Below are 19,059 nucleotides of genomic sequence, written 5' to 3' on the forward strand. Positions count from 1 at the left end.
GAACGCGGTGAACAAGTCGCATCAGGCCGGTGCCGTCCTGCTCGGCGTGGCCCCCGAACAGGACTGGGCCCGTCAGGCGGCCGCGCTCGACGACCTGCTCGTCTCGGTCGTCGCCGAGCCATGGCCGCTGCCCGCCGGCCTCGTCGACGTCATGGTGCGCGGCGGCTCCGACCAGCTCATCGCCGCCCTCACCTGGCGCGCCCGGAACTCCGATGACGACGGTCTGCTGCGGCGGATAACCGAGTCGGCCCGGTTCGGGATGGGCGCGCTGTTCGCCCTTCCCCACGAACACAAGCGGATCGTGCTGTCCTCGCCTCCCGAGCGCGCCTGCTGGCACGGCCCCGACGGTCTCGTGGCCGGGTTGCTGGCGACGACCTACCCCGAGGTGCTCCGGCAGGCCGTGGGCTGCCCCTTCCCCGAGGTCGTCCGCCACGCCCTCGCCACGGCCGCCAGCGTGCTGACCGAGGCCGAACGCCACCGCGCGCTGCTGTCGATCCAGCGGGCGGCGGGCGACGACGCCGTCCGCGCATGCTCGCGCGACGGACTGGTCCCGCCGGAACTCACCGAGGACCTCGACGGCCTGGCCGCCCGGACCGAGCGGCACGAGGGCACGCACGGCCTCATCGCCGAACTGCGCGCCACCTCCGACCCCGCCGAGGCCGTCGCGCGCCGGGACACCATCGACTGGCCGCTGCTCGTCGCCGCGCACGAGCGCCGGCCGGTCGGCGGGATCGCCATCGGTGTGCTCGCCGAACGACCCGACTGCCCCGACGAGGCCCTGCTCGCGCTGTACCGCACCGACTCGGCGGTCGTCGTGCAGAACGCGCGGCGGGTCACCACCGCCATGCTCGCCGTCCCCGCGTCCGCGCCGGCACCCCACAACGCCGTCGTACGGCTGGTCGCCCGGCTCGTGGAAGACGGGCACGCCGAAACGGTCCTCGCCGAGGGACGGCCGGCTCTCGCGGTGCTGTCCGCCGTGCACGCCAGGCCGGTCGACTCGCCCGCGTGGGAACCGCTGGTGGCCGGCCTGCGCGAACTCGCCGAGACGCACCTGGGCGAGGACCCGCGCGCCTGGCGCGATCTGCGGACGCGGCTGCGCCGCTTCAACGGCACCGTCGCCGGTCTTTTCGGCGGCGCCCCGAACATCGCCGGCGCGGCGGCCGGCGGCTCCCGCAGCGGCCCCGGAGCCGACCGCAACGCCATCGCCGGGCTCCTCGGCGTCGTCGACACGCCCACGCAGATGAACGTCCTCCCCGAACTCGACGCGCCGACCACGGCGGCGCTGCTCGGCGAGGGGCCCTACCGGGCCGACTGGATGGAGCACCTGACCGCCTACGGCACCGCCGCCCAGCGCGCGCTGCTGGCGGGCCGCCGGGAACTGTCCGCGGCGGACCTCGACCGCCTGCTCGAACTCGGCGAACCGCTCGTGGACGCCCGCGTGCACCGGCACCCGGCCGTCACCCCGCGGCAGCGCGAGCTGATCATCGGCCGCCGGCTCGATCCCGCCTTCCGTGCCGAACTGCTCGACCGGGGCGGGTTCTTGACCGCCCGCGACGCCGTCGCCTGCGCCGATCCCGAGGTCCAGCTGCGCATCCTGCGGCACACCCGTGTGAAGGGCGAGACGCCGCAACTGCGGCTGCTGCTGAACGTCTGGCGCCGCCGGGGCACCGACAAGATGCTCGAACTCCACGACGAACTGCACCTGCGCAACACCGGCAGCGGCCACGAGCCCTTCGAGCAGGAGGTCGAGGCGACCTTGAAGGAGCTGCTGGCCATCGGCGACGAGGCCGCCGCCGTCGACACCCTCACCGCCCGTCTCGCGCACGCGGAGAGCGCGCGGTGGCAGATCGAGGCACTGCGCGATCCGGCTGTCGACCATGTCGCGCTCCTGGAGGAGTCGCACGACTGGCACTGGCCCGAGATCATCGCCGCCCACCGCGCCGAGCCCCTGCCCGACGAGGTCTTCGGCCGCCTCGGTCACGCCCACGGCCGCCCTCCGGAGTTCGCGGCCGAGGCCGAGCGCGTGCTCGTCGCCCACACCCGCACCGAGCGCGCGCTCATGGACGGCGCCGACATCGCGGCGGTCCTCGCCGACAACCCCCTCGGCGAGCGCCGCGACCAGGTGGCCTGGGTCTCCCGCGCCTTCACGGCATCGCGGGTGACCGTCGGCGACCTGCTCGGCCACGCCACGCCGGCCTACGAGGCCCTGACGGTCGTCGCGCGGCTCATCGCCGGACTTCCGCCCGGTGCGGCGGCCGAACAGGCACGGGCGACACTGTCGGACATGGTCCGCGACACGATCGGCACCGACCCGGAGGCGTGGGTGTTCGCCCTGCGGCTCCTCGGCGACTTCGGCGGGACCGTCGCCGAGCTGCTCACCACCGCCGCCGCGGTTGTCGGAGAGGATGACCGGTGACCGCCGAAGCGCACCGCCACCCAGGGTGCCGTGCCGTGGACCTGACCGACCGGCGCGCGCTGCTCGCGTACGAGCCGGCCGAGCCGGAGGTGATCGAGCGGGCCCGCGCGCTGAAGGAGTCGGCGCTGCTGGACCTCGGCATCGGTGAGAGCGTCGTGGCCTCCTGGCTGTACGCCAAGTGCCACCACCAGATCCCGACGACGGCGATCGCGACGGCGGCGGTCGTGGCGGGCGGAGACGGGGTGTGCACGCTGCTGTACAACCCCGACTTCTTCTGCCGGCTCGACGTGGCCGGGGTGAAGTTCGTGCTGTTCCATGAGGCGCGCCACCTCGTGCACCGGCACCTCCACGTCGATGCCGAGCTGCGCGCCGACCCGGTCTTCACGCTCGCCGCCGAGGTGAGCATCAACCATGTCGCGATGCGCAGGCTCGGCCGCTCGGCGCTGCCCGCCGAGACGATCGACGACGAGGGGACCACGCGCCCGACCGGCGTCGACCCCGCCGAGATCCACGCCGCCTACCACGCCGATCTCGTCGAACAGGGCCTCGCCCCACTGTCCTATGAGGACTTCGTGGACACCGATCTGACCGTCTACGCCGAACTCAAGCGCATGGCGCATCCGCCGGTCCCGACGATCCTGTGCATTCACGCCGACGACCACGGCAGGGGCGTGCCCCTCGACGGCGAGACCGTCGGCCGCGTCGGGCGGGCCGTGCTGGAGGAGACGATGCGGCAGGCCCGGCGCGGCAACGGCACCGCCAAGGGGGAGCTGCTCGACATGGCCCGTCGCGGCGGTGAGGAGGGCGAGCTCGGCAAGATGTGGGGCGACCTCGGCATCGCGGCGCTGCGCGGTCAGACGCCCAGGACGCGCCGGGTCGAGTGGTGGAAGCGCTGGCTGATCGACGTTCTCGCGTCGAAGCTGCGCGAGGGCGAGCGCCTCGTCTACCCGAAGAAGCTGGGCGCGGTGCTGCTGGCGCTGGGGCACGAGCCGATGCTGTCGCGGCGGGGGCGGGAGCGCACGAAGGTGGTGCTGGTCGCCTTCGACACGTCGGGATCGATGTCCGACGATGTCGTGGAGTGGCTGACGACGCTGGTCGGGAGCACCGACGGGGTGGAGACGCACTGGCTGAGCTTCGACGGGATCGTGATGCCCTTCAAGCCGGGTGAGCGGGTGCTGGGCGGCGGGGGAACGAACTTCCAGAACGTCGTGGACTACGCCGAGGGCCGGCTGGAGGTCGACGGACGGCGTTTCGAGGAGAAGGCCGACGCGGTGATCATGGTGACCGACGGCTACGCGCCGGTCGTGTCGCCGGCGGAGCCGGGCAAGTGGATCTGGCTGATCACCGACGGCGGCGACGACTGGCCGCAACGACAGGAGCCGCCGATGGCCTGCCATCGCGTCACCACGGGAGAACGATGACGGAACTGATGACCGGTGGACCGGGTCCGAACCGGACCGTCGGCGCGAAGGCGCCGAAGAAGGCCAAGCCGGAGCCCTCGGAGTTGGAGCGGTTCATCGAGGCGATGATCGCGATGGGCCAGACCGGGCAGGTGTTCGGCGAGCACGGGATCGGCAAGACGGCGACCTTCCTCTCCTACATACCGAAGCGTTTTCCGGGGACGGAGGTGGTGCTGGTCCCGGCGGCGAACCTGACGCCGGACGACCTGCTGGTCAACGCGCCGGTTCGCGACGGGCAGGGCGGGCTGGCGCTGCGGCAGCTGATCATGAAGCAGCTGAATCCGGGGCGGCCCTTCGTGCTGCTGCTGGACGATTCGCTGCAGGCCGGGGACACGATCCAGTCGCAGCTGATGCAGATCGCCTGCGACTGGACGCTCGGGGAGCACGATCTGCGTGAGCTGGGCTGTGTCGGGGTCTTCCTGACCGACAACGAGTCCTCGGCAGAGACCAGTGCCCGGCGCAGTGACCTGGCGGTCCTCGACCGGATGGTGACGGTGCGGATCACGGCGAACGACACGTCGTGGCGGCGGTTCCTCTCGGCGCGCTTTCCGCAGTGGGATCTGGCGCCGGTGTTTCGGGTGTGGTCGTCGCAGAGTCCCGAGATCCGGCAGCTGCTGTCGCCGCGGACGCTCCAGCACGTGCTGGACTGCGCGAGGGAGGGGTTCCCGCTGGAGTGGGGGCTGCCGCTGCTGAACGGTGCGCGGTTGAGTCTTTCCGACACGCGCGCGAACGGTGAGCCGCGGGATCTGACCGGCGAGATCCTGGGGCGGATCGCCTCGGCGCTGGGGGTCTCGCCGCCGGACATGGTCGCCGACCCGGTGCGGCGGATCCTGCGGGCCGCGATCCGCAACCGGTGGGCGGTGCTGCTCCAGGGGCCGCCGGGGTGCGGGAAGACGGCGGTGACGCGGCAGGTCGTGCGTGAGGAGACCGGTCGCGACGCGGTGTACTTCTCGCTGCCGGTGACCAATGTGGAGGACCTGTGCGTGCCCGTGCCGACGCCGGACGGGAGCCTCGAAGCGCTGCTGACGCGCAGTCTGCTGGGTCCGGAGCCGAAGGTGCTGGTCTGGGACGAGTACAACAGGCCCAAGGACAAGGCGGCCTTCGCCAAGCTGATGGAGGTCACGCAGGAGTGGACGCTGGCGGGCCGGCCGATCCGGAACCTGAAGGCGCAGATCGCTTTGCAGAACCCGCCGTACCACCTGGGCCGCAAGTTGATGGTGTCGAGCAACAACGTGGCGCAGGCGAGCCGTTTCACGGTGAGTTTCGAGGTGTCGCCCGACGACATCCCGGCCAACCAGTGGCTGATCGACACCTACGGCGACACCGCCGAGGTCGTGCTGGAGTGGTGGAAGAACGACATCGACGACGAGGGCCGCGAGTGGGTGACCAAGCGGACGATGGAGCGGCTGATCAAGCTGCACCGGCATGAGCAGCCGCTGCGGACGGGCCTGATCTACCTCGGCGACGGTGACTACGCGCCGGTCTCGCTCTCGGGCCTGGAGGCGCGTCTGGCCGACCGGCGCCCGATCGGCCTGCGCGAGCTGGCGTCCGATGTGGACGGCTGGGAGGCGCGGCTGCTGGCCGCCGCCGGCGCCAACGACGAGGGCACCGACGACACCGACCTGGTGCACCAGGTGTTCGCCAACGCCGAGGTCTCGCAGCTGCGCGACAACATGGCGGTGGTCGCGCGGCTGCTGCGGCACCTTCCGCCGAAGCTGCGCGCGACGTACCTGGTCGGGCAGACGCCGGAGAAGCAGCGGGTGTGGGTGGAGGCGGTCGCGGAGATGGCGCGGTTGCGCAAGGGTTGAGGGTGGGGCCGGTTCTGCCGGCCCGGCCGTCGGCGGGTATTCCCGTGATCGCTCATCGGCATCGCCGGTGGCGGCCGCCGTCGGTGCCGCGACTCCCGTGCCCCTACTTCCAGACCCGCCCGCGCAGCACGATCCGCTTGGGGTCGCGCAGGACCCGCAGGTCCTGGCGCGGGTCGGCGTCGTAGGCGACCAGGTCGGCGAGGCCCCGTTCGGTGAGGGAGGCGAAGCCGAGCCATTCGCGGCCGCGCCAGCTCGCCGCGGCGATGACCTCGTCGGCGGGGATCCCGGCGAGCTCGTTGAGCAGGATCATCTCCTCGGCGGCGAGGCCGTGGTCGATGCCGCCGCCGGCGTCGGTGCCGACGTAGATCGGCACGCCCGCCTCGTGGGCGGCGCGCACGACCTCGGGGAACCCGGTCTTGAGGCGGCGCATGTGGTCGGCGTACACCGGGAACTTCGGGTGGGCGTGCGCAGCGATGTCGTCGAAGGTGGCGATGTTGATCATCGTGGGGACCAGCGCGGTCCCGCGCCGGGCCATCTCGTCGATCAGTCCGGCCGACAGTCCCGTGCCGTGCTCGACGGAGTCGACGCCCGCCCGCACCACCGCGGCGACCGCCTCCTCCCCGAAGGTGTGCACGGCGACCTTGGCGCCCGCCTCGTGGGCGGCGTCGATGGCGGCGGCCAGCACCGATGCGTCGTAGGTGGGACCGAGATCGCCTTCGGCGCGGTCGATCCAGTCGCCGACCAGCTTGATCCACCCATTGCCGAGCTTCGCCTGCTCGGCGGCGCGGGCCGGCAGCTCCTCCGCGGTGCACTCGATCGCCACACCGCGCAGATACCGCTTCGCCGGGGCGAGATGCCGCCCGGCGCGGACCAGGCGCGGCAGCTCGGGGTCGTCGTCGAGTTCGGGATAGGGGAACGGCGAACCGGCGTCGCGGATGGCGAGCACACCGGCGTCGCGGTCCACGGCACCGAAGGCGCGCGCCTCGTCGAGAGAGGTCACCGGCGCCGAGCCGCGCTTGATGCCGATGTGGCAGTGCGCGTCGACGAGACCGGGCAGTACGTAACCGCCGTCGACGATCGTGCGCGCCCCCGCGATCGGCTCGAAGGTGACCGTGTCCCCGTACAGGTAGAGGTCGGTCACCTCGTCGCCGGGCAGCAGGACGGCGCGGACGTGCAGCGGCTCCAGCTCGCCGGGCACCGCGGCTAATCCTTCTTCTTGCCCAGCTTGCCGAAGTCGATGCTGGGCATCTGGAAGTCGGCGGGCAGACCCGAGGGGTCGGCGTCGACGCCGGGCGGCAGCTGCGGCTTCGGACCGAACATGCCGCCGGCGATCCCGCCGGAGCGGACATTGCGCTTCTTGACCTTGCCGTTCTTGCCCTTGCGCTTGATGGTCGGCGACTTGGTCGCCTTCCGCCCGCCGGGCATGCCCATCATGCCGCCCATCTGCTTCATCATCTTCTGCGCGTCGAAGAAGCGGTTGATGAGCTGGTTGACGTCGTTGACGGTGGTGCCCGAGCCGTTGGCGATGCGGATGCGCCGCGAGCCCTTGATGACCTTGGCGTCCTCGCGCTCGCCGGGCGTCATGGAGCGGATGATCGCGGTGACCTTGTCGAGGTGCTTGTCGTCGAGGTCGGCGATCTGGTCCTTCATCTGCCCCATGCCGGGCATCATGCCCAGGATGTTGGCGATCGGGCCCATCTTGCGCACGGCCAGGAGCTGCTCGAGGAAGTCGTTGAGGGTGAACGACTCCCCGCCGAGCATCTTGGCGGTCATCCGCTCCTTCTGCTCCTCCTCGAAGACCGTCTCGGCCTGCTCGATGAGGGTCAGCATGTCGCCCATGCCGAGGATGCGCGAGGCCATCCGGTCGGGGTGGAAGACGTCGAAGTCGGTGAGCTTCTCGCCGGTGGAGGCGAACATGATCGGCTGGCCGGTGACCTCGCGGACCGACAGTGCGGCACCGCCGCGGGCGTCGCCGTCGAGCTTGGAGAGGACCACACCGGTGATGCCGACGCCGTCGCGGAAGGCCTGAGCGGTGGTCACCGCGTCCTGACCGATCATCGCGTCGATGACGAACAGGACCTCGTCGGGCTTGGTCACGTCGCGGATCGCGGCGGCCTGGGCCATCATCTCGGCGTCGACGCCGAGGCGGCCGGCGGTGTCGACGATCACGATGTCGCGGGCGTGACGGGTGGCGTGCGCGAGGGACTCCTTCGCCACCGACACCGGGTCGCCCACGCCGCTGCCGGGCTGCGGCGCGTAGACCTCGACACCGGCCCGTTCGCCGAGCACCTTCAGCTGCTCGACGGCGTTGGGACGCTGGAGGTCGGCGGCGACCAGGAGCGGCTCGTGGCCCTGCCCCTTCAGCCACAGCGCGAGCTTGCCCGCGAGGGTCGTCTTACCGGCACCCTGGAGGCCGGCGAGCATGATCACCGTCGGGGGCTGCTTGGCGAAGGTCAGGCGGCGCGACTCGCCGCCGAGGATCGCGATGAGCTCCTCGTTGACGATCTTGATGACCTGCTGGGCAGGGTTGAGGGCCTTGGACACCTCGGCGCCGCGGCAGCGCTCCTTGACGTGACCGATGAAGGTCCGTACGACGGGCAGCGCGACGTCGGCCTCAAGCAGCGCGAGCCGAATCTCGCGCGCGGTGGCGTCGATGTCGGCGTCGGTGAGACGCCCCTTGCCGCGCAGCTGGTTGAAAATACCGGACAGGCGCTCGGAAAGAGTGTCGAACACTGGTGGTCGTCCTCGCTGTCAACTCATAGCAGGTCCAGTCGAGCCTATCCGGCTTGCGCCGGGCATGGCACATGGCCCGCGACTACCCCGTCGCGGGCCGTGTGCCGAGCGCCGCCTTCTACTTCGCGGCGCCCACCAGTTCTCCTTCTTCGCTCTCCTCGGCCTCGCTCACGGCGGCCGCGGGGGGCTCCTCGTCCTCGTAGGCGAGGACGTAGCCCTCCTCGGCGTGCTCGTGGGTGTCGATGCCCGCGGCCTCGCCCTCGGCCGGGACGCGCAGGCCGATCGTGACCTTGAGCACCAGGCCGATGATCGCCGCGACGACCGCCGAGTACACCGCGACCGCGCCGACGGCGGCGGCCTGCTTGCCCAGCAGGGAGACGTCGCCGCCGTAGAGCAGGCCCGCGCCGGTGCCCTCGGGGACCAGGTCGCCGACGGCGAAGACGCCGATCAGGACCGAGCCGACCGCGCCGGCGACCAGGTGCACGCCGACCACGTCGAGGGAGTCGTCGTAGCCCAGGCGCTTCTTGAGCAGGATCGCGAAGGGGCACAGGGCGCCGGCGATGAGGCCGATGGCGAGCGCGCCCAGCGGCTCGACGAAGGCGCAGGCGGGGGTGATCGCGACGAGACCGGCGACGGCGCCGCCGCAGGAGCCGAGCAGAGTGGGCTTGCCCAGGCGGATCCAGTCGACGACCATCCAGGCGACCACGCCGGCGGCCGTGGCGACCTGAGTGTTGATGAAGGCCAGCGCGGCGATGCCGTCGGCGGCGAGCTCGGAGCCGGCGTTGAAGCCGAACCAGCCGAACCACAGCAGGCCGGTGCCGAGCAGGACGAGGGACATGTTGTGGGGCTTGTGGTCGCGGTGCGGCCAGCCGATGCGCTTGCCGAGGACGAGGATGAGTCCGAGGGCGGCGGCGCCGGCGTTGATGTGGACGGCGGTGCCGCCGGCGAAGTCGAGGGCGCCGAGTCCGTTGGCGCCGATCCAGCCGCCGCCCCACACCCAGTGGGCGACGGGGAAGTAGACGACCGAGGCCCAGACGACGGCGAAGACGAGCCAGGAGCTGAACTTCATGCGCTCGGCGACCGCGCCCGAGACGAGGGCGACGGTGATGGCGGCGAACATCATCTGGAACACCGCGAAGAGCAGTTCGGGAATGCCGGTCGAGGTGACCGCCTCCTCCAGGTCTCGCAACCCGGCGGCGGAGAAGTCGCCGATGATCTCGTTGGTCCCCTTGAAGGCGACGCTGTATCCGTAGGCGATCCACAGGAGGCTTACGATGGCCAGTGCCGAGAGGTTCATCATCAGCATGTTGACCTTGCTCTTGGCGCGTGTGAGGCCGCCGTAGAACAGGGCGAGGCCGGGCACCATGAGTAGTACGAGTGCTGAGGCGATCAGCACCCAGGCTGTGTTACCGGCGTCGAGTTCCATGCCGCGGTCCCTCCGGTTCTCTTCCGTTTAGGTGAACGTGGAGAAAGCGTCGGACAGCGGTGTTTCGCACGGGATCCGTGCGTGTTACGGATATGGAAGCTGATGTTTCGAGGCGGTGAACTTCCGCTCACAATCGGCGGTGGGCGGGCGATCGGGACCGGTGCGCGTGGATATGGGCGCGGGCCCGCGCGTCAGCCGTCGATGTCCTTGCGCTCCAGGGGGTCGATCGCCGGGCCGTGCAGGACCTGCCCGTCGACGTCGAAGCGCGAGCCGTGGCAGGGGCAGTCCCAGGTCCGTTCGGCGTCGTTGAAGCTCACGATGCAGCCCAGGTGCGTGCACACCGCCGACAGGGCGCAGATCTCGCCGTCGTCGCCCTTGTAGACGGCGCAGCGCTCGCCTTTGTGCTGCATGACGGCGCCTTGGCCGGGTTCGAGGTCGCCGACGGTCCGGATGCGCGGCCTGCGGCGGATCCGGCCGGTCAGGAAGCGGCCGGCGACGGCGAGGTTGGCGCGGATCATGTCGCGCTTCTCGGGACGCGGGTTGAGCCGGGCGGGGTCGTAGAGGGCGGCGCGGTCGGTGTCCTCGCCGTTGATGAGGTCGGACAGGAGGCGTCCGGCGACGACGCCGTTGGTCATCCCCCAGCCGCCGAATCCGGCGGCCGCGAATACGTGCTCGGAACCGGGGCTGAGGCGGCCGATGTAGGGCAGGCCGTCGGCGGTGGTGTTGTCCTGCGCCGACCAGCGGCGGAAGGACTCGTCGGTGCCGAAGTGTTCGGCCGTCCAGGTTGCCAGGCGGTCGAAACGCTCACGGGTGGATCCGGCGCCGGGGGCGTGGGCCTCGCCGGTGACGATCAGCAGACGCCTGCCGTCGGCGTATGGAGCGGTGCGCACGGAGCGGACTCCGCTCTCGGGCGTGTTGAACATGCCTTCGGGGTCGTCGGCCGCCTCGATGGGCCCGGCCATGACGAGCTCGCTGCGGGGCACCAGGCGCGAGAAGTGCATGAAGGGGTCGAAGGCGGGATAGTGCGTGCACAACGCCACGGCATCGGACATGATCACGCAGCCCGACTCGGCGGTCACGCGGCAGCGCGACTCCTCCTCCAGCCCGACCACACGGGTGCCCTCGAAGATCTGCCCGCCGAGCCGCCGGAAGTCCTCGGCGAGCGCGAGCAGGAAGCGGCGGGGATGGAACTGGGCCTGGTTCTCGACGCGAATGGCCCCGGTGACGCCGAAGGGCAGGCCGGTTTCGGTGACGAAGGCGGCCGGCAGTCCGGCGCGCTGGGCGATGTCGACCTCGCGGTGGATCGCGTCGACCCGGTCGGTGCCGGTCACGTAGGTGTAGGCCGAACGGCGCTCGAAGTCGCAGTCGGCGCCCACGGAGTCCACGGCCGCGGCGAGGAGGTCGAGGGCGTCGCGCTGCGCGCGGGCGTGGCCGAGGGCGGTCTCCTCGCCGAGGCCGGCGGCGATGGAGGAGTACAGGAGTCCGTGGAGGGCGGTGACCTGGGCGGTGTTGTGCCCGGTGGTGCCGCCGGCTATCCGCTCGGCTTCGACCAGCACGACCGAGCGGCCCGCGCGGGCGAGCTCCCAGGCCGTCCACAGACCGGCGATGCCGCCTCCGATGACCGCGACGTCCACGTCGAGGTCGGCGGAGAGCATCGGATAGGAGGGGGACGGCGCGGTGTCCGTCCAGTACGACTCGTGATGACCCCCGACGGCGCCCATGTCACAGGTGTTACCCCGCACACGGCCCACCTAATCAGCGCAGGGCGTGGTCGAGGATGAACCTCTCCTGATCGAGCAGTCGAAGGTCGCGAACGGGCCGGCGGAGGTGGCCCTTGTGCACGATCCGCACGAAGGCGGGGTCGCCGGCCGCGGCCATCCGCCGGATGCCCTCGACGTGGTCGACGATGCGTTTGCGGATCACCCGGATGAAGCGCGCGCGGTCGCGCGCCGAAAGCCCGTAGGCGTCGGCGAACAGGCGCAGGCGGCGCGGCCGGTCGGGCCGCTTCCAGCCGAGCGTGTAGGAGTCGCGGTCGGTGAACAGCGGCACCCAGGTCCAGGCCGCGTAGGCCACGTCGTAGATCCGCGCGCCCGGCGAGGCCAGGTCGAAGTCGATCATGGCGAGGGTCCCGTCGGGGCGCCAGATGACGTTGTGCGGAGCGGCGTCGTGGTGGCAGATGACCTCGGTGTCGGGCGGCGGGGGCCCGAAGGAGCGCCACACCGCGCCCGGCGGCGGCACGAACCCGTACTGGGCGTCGTGGAACATCCGCAGCATCGTGGCGACGGTCTGGAGGGCCTCGTCGGTCGTCCAATGGGGAGCGAGGGGGTACTCCCCGCACTCGCCCTCCAGGTACGACAGGACCTCGCGGCCGTGCTCGTCGTTGCCCAGGGCCCGGGGGGCCCCGGTGAAGCCACGTACCTCCAGATGCCGAAGAAGCGAATGGACCGCCGGGGTCCAAGGACCCGTGTTCCGGCGAACCGTGTCACCGAGCCGCACCACGGTACTGGTGTTACCGCCGTGGAGCGGAACCTCCTGCTGCGTCACCGACCACCACCGTCACGTACGAGGATCAGCCCCGGAGACCTTCGCGTCTCGTTCGTCACCGAGCAACGCGTCCACGAAGTCGCTGACATTGAACGGCGCGAGGTCGTCGGGACCTTCACCGAGTCCGACGAGCTTAACCGGAACTCCGAGCCTGCGCTGCACCGCGATGACGATGCCGCCCTTGGCCGTCCCGTCGAGCTTGGTGAGGACGACACCGGTCACGTCGCAGACGTCGGTGAACACTCTTGCCTGTTCGAGGCCGTTCTGGCCGGTCGTGGCGTCGAGGACGAGCAGGGTCTCCGAGACGGGACCGTTGCCCGGCGAAGCCTGCGAGCCGGCCAACAGACTCCGCTCGACGACGCGCTTGACCTTGCCGAGCTCGTCCATGAGCCCGGCCTTGTTCTGGAGCCGCCCGGCGGTGTCGATCAGGACCGTGTCGACGCCCGACTCGATGCCCTGCTTGACCGCGTCGAAGGCGACGCTGGCGGGGTCGGCGGCCTCTTCACCGCGTACGACCTCGGCGCCGACCCGGTGCGCCCACGTGGCGAGCTGGTCGACGGCGGCGGCGCGGAAGGTGTCGGCCGCGCCGAGCAGGACACTGCGGCCGTCGGCGACCAGGACCCGCGCGATCTTGCCGCAGGTGGTGGTCTTGCCCGCGCCGTTGACGCCGACCACGAGCATCACCGCGGGCTTGCCGTCGCGGGGCTCGGTGTTCAGCGTCCGGTCCATGTCGGGATCGAGGGCGACGGTCAGCTCCTCGGCGAGCAGCGCGCGCAGCTCGGCGGCGTTGCGGGTGCCCAGGACCCGGGTGCGCTCACGCAGGCGGTCGACGATGACGGTCGTGGGCTGCACGCCGACGTCGGCGGCCAGGAGCGTGCCCTCGATCTCCTCCCACACGTCCTCGTCGAGCTTGTCGCTGGCCAGCAGGCTCAGCAGACCCCGGCCGATGGCGTTCTGGGAACGCGCGAGACGGGCCCGCAGGCGCACCAGGCGCCCGACGGTCGGCTCGGGCACCTCGACCTCGGGAGCGGCCACGACGGGCGGCGCCACGGGCGTCTCGGGGCTTGCCTCGACCGCGGCCTCGGGAGCGGGCGGCCGCTCCTCGGTGACCGTCCCGGTCGCCGCCGGCGGCTCGTCCCTCGTCACCTGCTCCGGCGGCGTTCGCTCGCCGCCCTTGCGGAGTCGGGGTACGACGAGGAGCGCGGCGCCGATGATGACGACGAGCGCGACCACGGCGTAGAGCCACCAGTTGTCCATGCGTGAATCCTTGCAGACGTCGATGCTTATGGGGCGGTGCCGGACGACGGCCGATGAAGTTCCTCACCGCGCGCGGCCGGGCCCGGGCTCGCCGATCTTACGGCCACCGCGCCCGCCCGCCCGACGCGGTCAGTCCTCGGTTTCGTTGAGACGCTGGCTGATCACCTGCGACACGCCACCGCGCATGCTGACGCCGTAGAGCGCGTCGGCGACCTCCATGGTCCGCTTCTGGTGGGTGATGACCAGCAGCTGGCTGGTCTCCTGCAGCTGGCGCAGCAGGTTGAGCAGGCGGCCGAGGTTGACGTCGTCGAGAGCCGCCTCCACCTCGTCCATGAGGTAGAACGGGCTCGGGCGCGCCTTGAAGATCGCGCACAGCATCGCCAGCGCGGTCAGCGAGCGCTCGCCGCCCGACAGCAGCGAAAGCCGCTTCACCTTCTTGTTGGGCGGGCGGGCCTCGACCTCGACGCCGGTGGTGAGCATGTCATCGGGGTCGGTGAGGATCAGGCGCCCCTCACCGCCGGGGAAGACGGTGGCGAAGACGTGCTCGAACTCGCGGGCTACGTCGTGGAATGCCTCGGTGAAGACCTGGAGGATCCGGTCGTCGACCTCGGTGACGACTTGGAGGAGGTCCTTGCGGGTCTTCTTGAGGTCGTCGAGCTGCTCGGAGAGGAACTTGTAGCGCTCCTCAAGGGCGGCGAACTCCTCCAGCGCGAGCGGGTTGACCTTGCCCAGCAGGGCCAGTTCGCGCTCGCCGCGGGCGGCGCGCTTCTCCTGCGTCGGCCGGTCGTAGGGAACCGGGAGGGGTATCGGCCTGCCGTCATCCTCGGCCTTGGCGATCTCGGCGGGGGTCGGCGGGATCTCCTGGTGCGGGCCGTACTCCTCGATGAGGGTGTCCAGGTCGAGGCCGAAGTCCTCGGCGGCCTTGCTCTCCAGCTGCTCGATGCGCAGGCGCTGCTCGGCGCGGGCCACCTCGTCGCGGTGGACGGCGCTGGTCAGCCGCTCCAGCTCGCCGGTGAGTTCGCGGACGGTCTTGCGGACGTCGGTGAGAGCCGCCTCGCGGGCGTTCTTGGCCAGCTGGGCCTCGTCGCGCTCGGCGGCGGCGAGCGTCAGGGACTGGTCGATGCGGCCGAGGACGACGCGGGCGCCGTCGGCGACGGCCCTGGCGATCGCCGCTCCCCGCTTGCGGGCCTGGCGGCGGGCCTCGGCGCGTTCGCGGGCCTCGCGCTCCTGGCGGGCCTGGCGGGCGAGGGCGTCGGCGCGGCCGGAAAGGGCGGCGACGCGCTCCTCGGCGGTGCGGACGGCGAGGCGGATCTCCATCTCGTTCTGGCGGACCTGCTGGAGGCCGGCGGCGAGGCGGTCGCGCTCGGCCGAGGACGGATCGTCGTCGTCGGGCTCGTCCTCTGCCAGGCGCAGCTGCTCCTCGAGTTCGGCGAGGCCGGCCAAGTCGGTGTCGCGGGCGGCCTCGGCCTTGTCGCGGGTGGCGACGAGACGCTCGACCTCGGCGACGGCGGAGCGGGCGGCGGCGCCGAGTTCGGCGAGCCTGCGGCCGGTCTCGTTGTTGCGCTGGTCGACCTGCTTGCGCAGGGCGGCGACGGTCTGGAGTTCGCGTTCGCGGGCGGCGGTCTCGTCGCGGGCGGCCGACAGGTGGCTGCGCAGCGTCTCGGTGCGCTGCTCGGCCTCGGCGCGCTTGTCGCGGGCCTCGTCGACGGCGGCCTGCACCTCGATGTAGCTCTGCTGCTTGGCCGAGCCGCCGGCCGCGCGGTGCGCGCCGAGGACGTCGCCTTCGGCGGTGACGGCGGTCAGCGCGGGGTGGGCGGCGAGCAGGTCGCGGGCGGCGGCGAGGTCGGCGACGACGACGGTTCCGGCGAGGGCCTGGCGGACGGCGCCGGTGAGCTCGGCGGGCGAGCGGACCAGGCCGGCGGCCCAGCGCGCGCCTTCGGGAAGCGTGATCGAGTCCTCGGCCGCGGTGGCCTCGGCCCCGATGAGGAGGGTCGCGCGGCCGGCGTCGTCGCTTTTGAGCAGGGCGAGCGCGGCGAGAGCCCCGTCGACGTCGGACACGGCGACGGCGTCGGCGAGCCCGCCGAGGGCGGCGGCCAGGGCGGCCTCGTGGCCGGGGTCGACGGCGAGGAGGGCGGCGACGCTGCCGAGCAGGCCGGGCACGGCGTCGGCGCGGCCGAGGAGGGCTCCGGCGCCGTCCTTGCGCCGCAGGCCCATGGCGAGGGCCTCCTCGCGGGCCTTCCACTGGGTGGCCTCGCGGTCGGCGGCGCGTTCGGCGTCGGCGAGTTCGCGGACGCGGGCCTTGGCGGAGGCGACGGCGTTCTGCGCCTCCTCGTAGCGTTCGGACAGATCGGCGTAGCCGGCGTCGGCGGTCTCGGACTGGTCCTTGACTTCTTCGTGTGCGCCGGTGGCGATCTCGGCGCGTTCGCGGGCCTCGGCGAGTGCGGTGGAGGCGCGGGCGATCTCGTCCTCGGCGGCCTGCGAGCGGGTGCGCAGGGCGTTGACCTTCCCGGCGAGGCGGGCCAGGCCCTCCCGGCGGGCGGCGACGGCCTTGACGGCGGCGACGAGGGCCTTCTCCGCCTCCGACAGGGACCGCTCGGTCTCCTGGCGGGTCTCCACGGCGGCGGCGAGTTTCGCCTGGTCGGTGTAGAGGGCCTCGCGCAGCTCGATCTCCTGCTCGCGGACCCGGACGGCCTCGGCCTCAAGGATCTCGGGGTCGCGGCCGGGGCGCTCGTCGGCGGTCTCGGCCGACAGGAAGCGCAGCCGCTCGCCGGCGAGCTGGCTGGTCGAGCGCAGGCGCTCCTGGAGGGCCGAGAGGCGGTACCAGGTCTCCTGTGCGCGGGCCAGGGCGGGCGCGTCGGCGGCGAGTTTCGCCTCCAGGTCGGCGAGTTCCTCGCCGGCCTTGCGGTGGGCGGTCTCGACCTCGGTGCGGCGGGTGCGCATGGCGCTCTCGTCGGCGACGTCCTTGGCGAGGGTGTCGCGGAGCTGGGTGAGCTCGTCGGCGAGCAGGCGCAGGCGGGCGTCGCGCAGGTCGGCCTGGATCCCCGCGGCGCGGCGGGCGAGGTCGGCCTGGCGGCCGAGGGGCTTGAGCTGGCGGCGCAGTTCGGCGGTGAGGTCGTTGAGGCGGTTGAGGTTGGCGCCCATCGACTCCAGCTTGCGAAGCGCCTTCTCCTTGCGCTTGCGGTGCTTGAGGACGCCCGCGGCCTCCTCGATGAAGGCGCGGCGGTCCTCGGGCTTGGCGTGCAGAATCCCGTCGAGGCGGCCCTGTCCGACCAGGACGTGCATCTCGCGGCCGATGCCGGAGTCGCTGAGCAGTTCCTGGATGTCGAGGAGGCGGCAGCGGTCGCCGTTGATCTCGTACTCGCCCTCGCCGGTGCGAAACATCCGGCGGGTGATGGAGACCTCGGTGTAGTCGATGGGCAGGGCGCCGTCGGAGTTGTCGATGGTGAGGGTGACCTCGGCGCGGCCCAGCGGGGCGCGGCCGGTGGTCCCGGCGAAGATGACGTCCTCCATCTTGCCGCCGCGCAGGGCTTTGGCGCCCTGTTCGCCCAGCACCCAGGCGATGGCGTCGACGACGTTGGACTTGCCCGAGCCGTTGGGGCCGACCACGCAGGTGATGCCCGGTTCGAAGCGCAGCGTGGTGGCGGACGCGAAGGATTTGAAACCCTTCAGGGTCAGGCTCTTGAGGTGCACGCGGGCTCCGTGGTCGGTCTCGGACGCTTGAGGGGGAAGCGGTCGGGTGGTCCTGCCCTGGCAGGCTACCTGTTCACCCCGTCAACACACGGCGATAACCCTGGCAACTCACCGGTGGGGCGGGGCCTCGGCCGGGTCCGCGGGAAGCGGGCCGCTCCGGCGCCGTCGGGCGCTCGCGGAGGTGGACGCAAAACGGCGCGCCGACCAATGGTCCGTCGGCGCGCGTCTTGACTTCTCGGGTGTCAGCGTACGGTGATCAGTTCGCCGGCCGACTTGGACAGCCGTTCCAGGTCCTCACGATCCGCCACCTCGGCGGTGAGTCGATCATTGTCGGCGCGCAGGCGCGCCACCTCGAACTCGAGGGTCCGTACCCTGGCACGCAGTTTGGTGACCTCGTCGAGCATGCGCCGGTCCGGCGCGGTGCCTACGTGGCCATACAGGGCCTTGGCCATGGTGTGTCTCCTTGGGAGCGCGCGGCAGCAGGTTACGTTGGCTCGCGTACCCGCGGCTTCGCTCGATGATTGTTTATTGCCACGTGGAGTGGCTTCAGCTGGTCGCGTACGGCAGGTGGCGTGTCTCCGAACGTCACGCACCGGACGATGCAGGCGTGATGCGAACGGTTGACGAACAGTACTGTTCACCTACTGGCGACACGGACCATCCTCCGCCCGAACGCGTCAAACGTCAAGCCTGACATACCGCTGATCGTGCCCGTTTTCGGGGAGATACGCGGGAGAAGACAAGAATTTTTCGGGCGTTGCGCCTGAAATCACAGTCGCGGACTCGCGCGAACCCCCGAAAGCCGCTAGCGTCGGGCAGCGATGTCGTCCCCCACCCCTCGGGCGCGCCGTCACAGTGACGATCCCTCCGACCGGGACCCGGCCGACCGGGCACCCGCGCGACGGTCCCACTCCGGCGCCCACCGACTACAGCGACACGGCGCCTGGCTCTCCCGCCTCGGCGCCGCGGCTCTCGTACTCCTCCTGGCGGGCCTGATCGCCGCCTGGTTCACCGGGGCCCTCCCCCTGCGCGGTCAGACACAGACCGACGACGCCGCCACCGACCTCCCCTTCCGCGTCGACCCCAGCGTCTCGGCCGGCGATGACAAGGCCAGCCGCGACGACCGCGACGGCGGCTCGGCCGAACCCGAACCGAGCGACACCGGGTCCGAGGGCGAGGACGAGGACGACCCGCCGCCGCCCGACGAGGACCTCAGCGAGGCCGAACAACTCGCCGCCGAGGCCGTTCGGCTGACCAACGTCGAGCGGGAGAACGCGGGCTGCGCAGCGGTGAAGGTGAACAAGAACCTGACCGCGGCCGCGCTGGGACACAGCCGGGACATGGCCGACAACGACTACTTCGACCACAACTCCCAGGACGGGCGCACGCCGTGGGACCGGTCCCGCGAAGCCGGGTACGACAACGCCATCGGCGAGAACATCGCCGCCGGGTACACGTCGGCGGCGGCGGTCATCGAAGGATGGATGAACAGCGAGGGGCACCGGGCCAACCTGCTCAACTGCGACGCGAAGGCGATCGGGTTGGGCGTGGCGAGCCGTGACGGCGGACAGCTGTACTGGACGCAGATGTTCGGGAGCGCCTGACGGCTCCCGCGACGCCCGTTCGGTCGCTCCGGACGACCGGCCCCACGCCACGGGAACCGCCCCACAGTGCACCGTCCACAGTGTACGGTTAGTCCGTTCGCCCACGCTTTGACCGGGAACT

General features: G+C 71.6%; 12 protein-coding genes. 4 read left to right on the forward strand and 8 right to left on the reverse strand.

The window, feature by feature from the left end; all coding sequences use genetic code 11:
- The first annotated feature begins 7 nt into the window (after window positions 1–7).
- Genes AB0I28_RS08190 through AB0I28_RS08200 form a run of 3 tightly spaced genes read left to right on the forward strand, consistent with a single transcriptional unit; the run spans window position 8 to window position 5,684 of the window.
- Complete coding sequence (locus AB0I28_RS08190) at window positions 8–2,416, forward strand: hypothetical protein (RefSeq protein ID WP_357490906.1); 2,409 nt, start codon at window positions 8–10, stop codon at window positions 2,414–2,416.
- A gap of 35 nt (window positions 2,417–2,451) precedes the next feature.
- Window positions 2,452–3,837, forward strand: coding sequence for a hypothetical protein (locus tag AB0I28_RS08195; protein ID WP_357490908.1), 1,386 nt, complete (start codon window positions 2,452–2,454; stop codon window positions 3,835–3,837).
- Entirely contained in the window at window positions 3,834–5,684 is a 1,851-nt protein-coding gene (locus AB0I28_RS08200; protein ID WP_357490910.1) for an AAA family ATPase, read from the forward strand. The genes AB0I28_RS08195 and AB0I28_RS08200 overlap by 4 nt, the downstream gene beginning before the upstream one ends.
- A gap of 103 nt (window positions 5,685–5,787) precedes the next feature.
- On the opposite strand, the gene AB0I28_RS08205 is transcribed toward AB0I28_RS08200, so the two are convergent.
- The 8 genes from AB0I28_RS08205 to AB0I28_RS08240 form a co-directional block, all read right to left on the reverse strand.
- Window positions 5,788–6,882, reverse strand: coding sequence for an amidohydrolase family protein (locus AB0I28_RS08205; protein ID WP_357490912.1), 1,095 nt, complete (start codon window positions 6,880–6,882; stop codon window positions 5,788–5,790).
- A gap of 5 nt (window positions 6,883–6,887) precedes the next feature.
- Window positions 6,888–8,417 (reverse strand): signal recognition particle protein, encoded by a 1,530-nt coding sequence (gene ffh, locus AB0I28_RS08210; protein ID WP_357490914.1) that lies wholly within the window; start codon window positions 8,415–8,417, stop codon window positions 6,888–6,890.
- 118 nt (window positions 8,418–8,535) lie between these two features.
- Window positions 8,536–9,843, reverse strand: a complete 1,308-nt coding sequence (locus AB0I28_RS08215; protein WP_357490916.1) for an ammonium transporter — start codon at window positions 9,841–9,843, stop codon at window positions 8,536–8,538.
- 191 nt (window positions 9,844–10,034) lie between these two features.
- Window positions 10,035–11,564, reverse strand: coding sequence for an FAD-dependent oxidoreductase (locus AB0I28_RS08220; protein WP_357490918.1), 1,530 nt, complete (start codon window positions 11,562–11,564; stop codon window positions 10,035–10,037).
- A 34-nt stretch (window positions 11,565–11,598) separates the two neighbouring features.
- Window positions 11,599–12,387 (reverse strand): aminoglycoside phosphotransferase family protein, encoded by a 789-nt coding sequence (locus tag AB0I28_RS08225; protein ID WP_357490920.1) that lies wholly within the window; start codon window positions 12,385–12,387, stop codon window positions 11,599–11,601.
- 12 nt (window positions 12,388–12,399) lie between these two features.
- A complete protein-coding gene (ftsY, locus tag AB0I28_RS08230; protein WP_357490922.1) occupies window positions 12,400–13,644 on the reverse strand; it encodes a signal recognition particle-docking protein FtsY in 1,245 nt (414 codons plus the stop codon).
- Between the two features lie 129 nt (window positions 13,645–13,773).
- Complete coding sequence (gene smc, locus AB0I28_RS08235) at window positions 13,774–17,334, reverse strand: chromosome segregation protein SMC (protein WP_357490924.1); 3,561 nt, start codon at window positions 17,332–17,334, stop codon at window positions 13,774–13,776.
- Window positions 17,335–17,576: 242 nt separating this feature from the next.
- Window positions 17,577–17,786, reverse strand: a complete 210-nt coding sequence (locus tag AB0I28_RS08240) for a hypothetical protein (protein ID WP_357490926.1) — start codon at window positions 17,784–17,786, stop codon at window positions 17,577–17,579.
- Window positions 17,787–18,155: 369 nt separating this feature from the next.
- Between AB0I28_RS08240 and AB0I28_RS08245 the strand changes: the two genes are divergently transcribed.
- The gene (locus AB0I28_RS08245) at window positions 18,156–18,938 is read left to right on the forward strand and encodes a CAP domain-containing protein (protein ID WP_357490928.1); all 783 of its coding nucleotides are present in this window, start codon (window positions 18,156–18,158) and stop codon (window positions 18,936–18,938) included.
- Window positions 18,939–19,059: the final 121 nt, after the last annotated feature.

It is taken from the genome of Phytomonospora sp. NPDC050363 (genome assembly GCF_040655735.1).
In the GTDB taxonomy this organism is placed as follows: domain Bacteria; phylum Actinomycetota; class Actinomycetes; order Mycobacteriales; family Micromonosporaceae; genus Phytomonospora.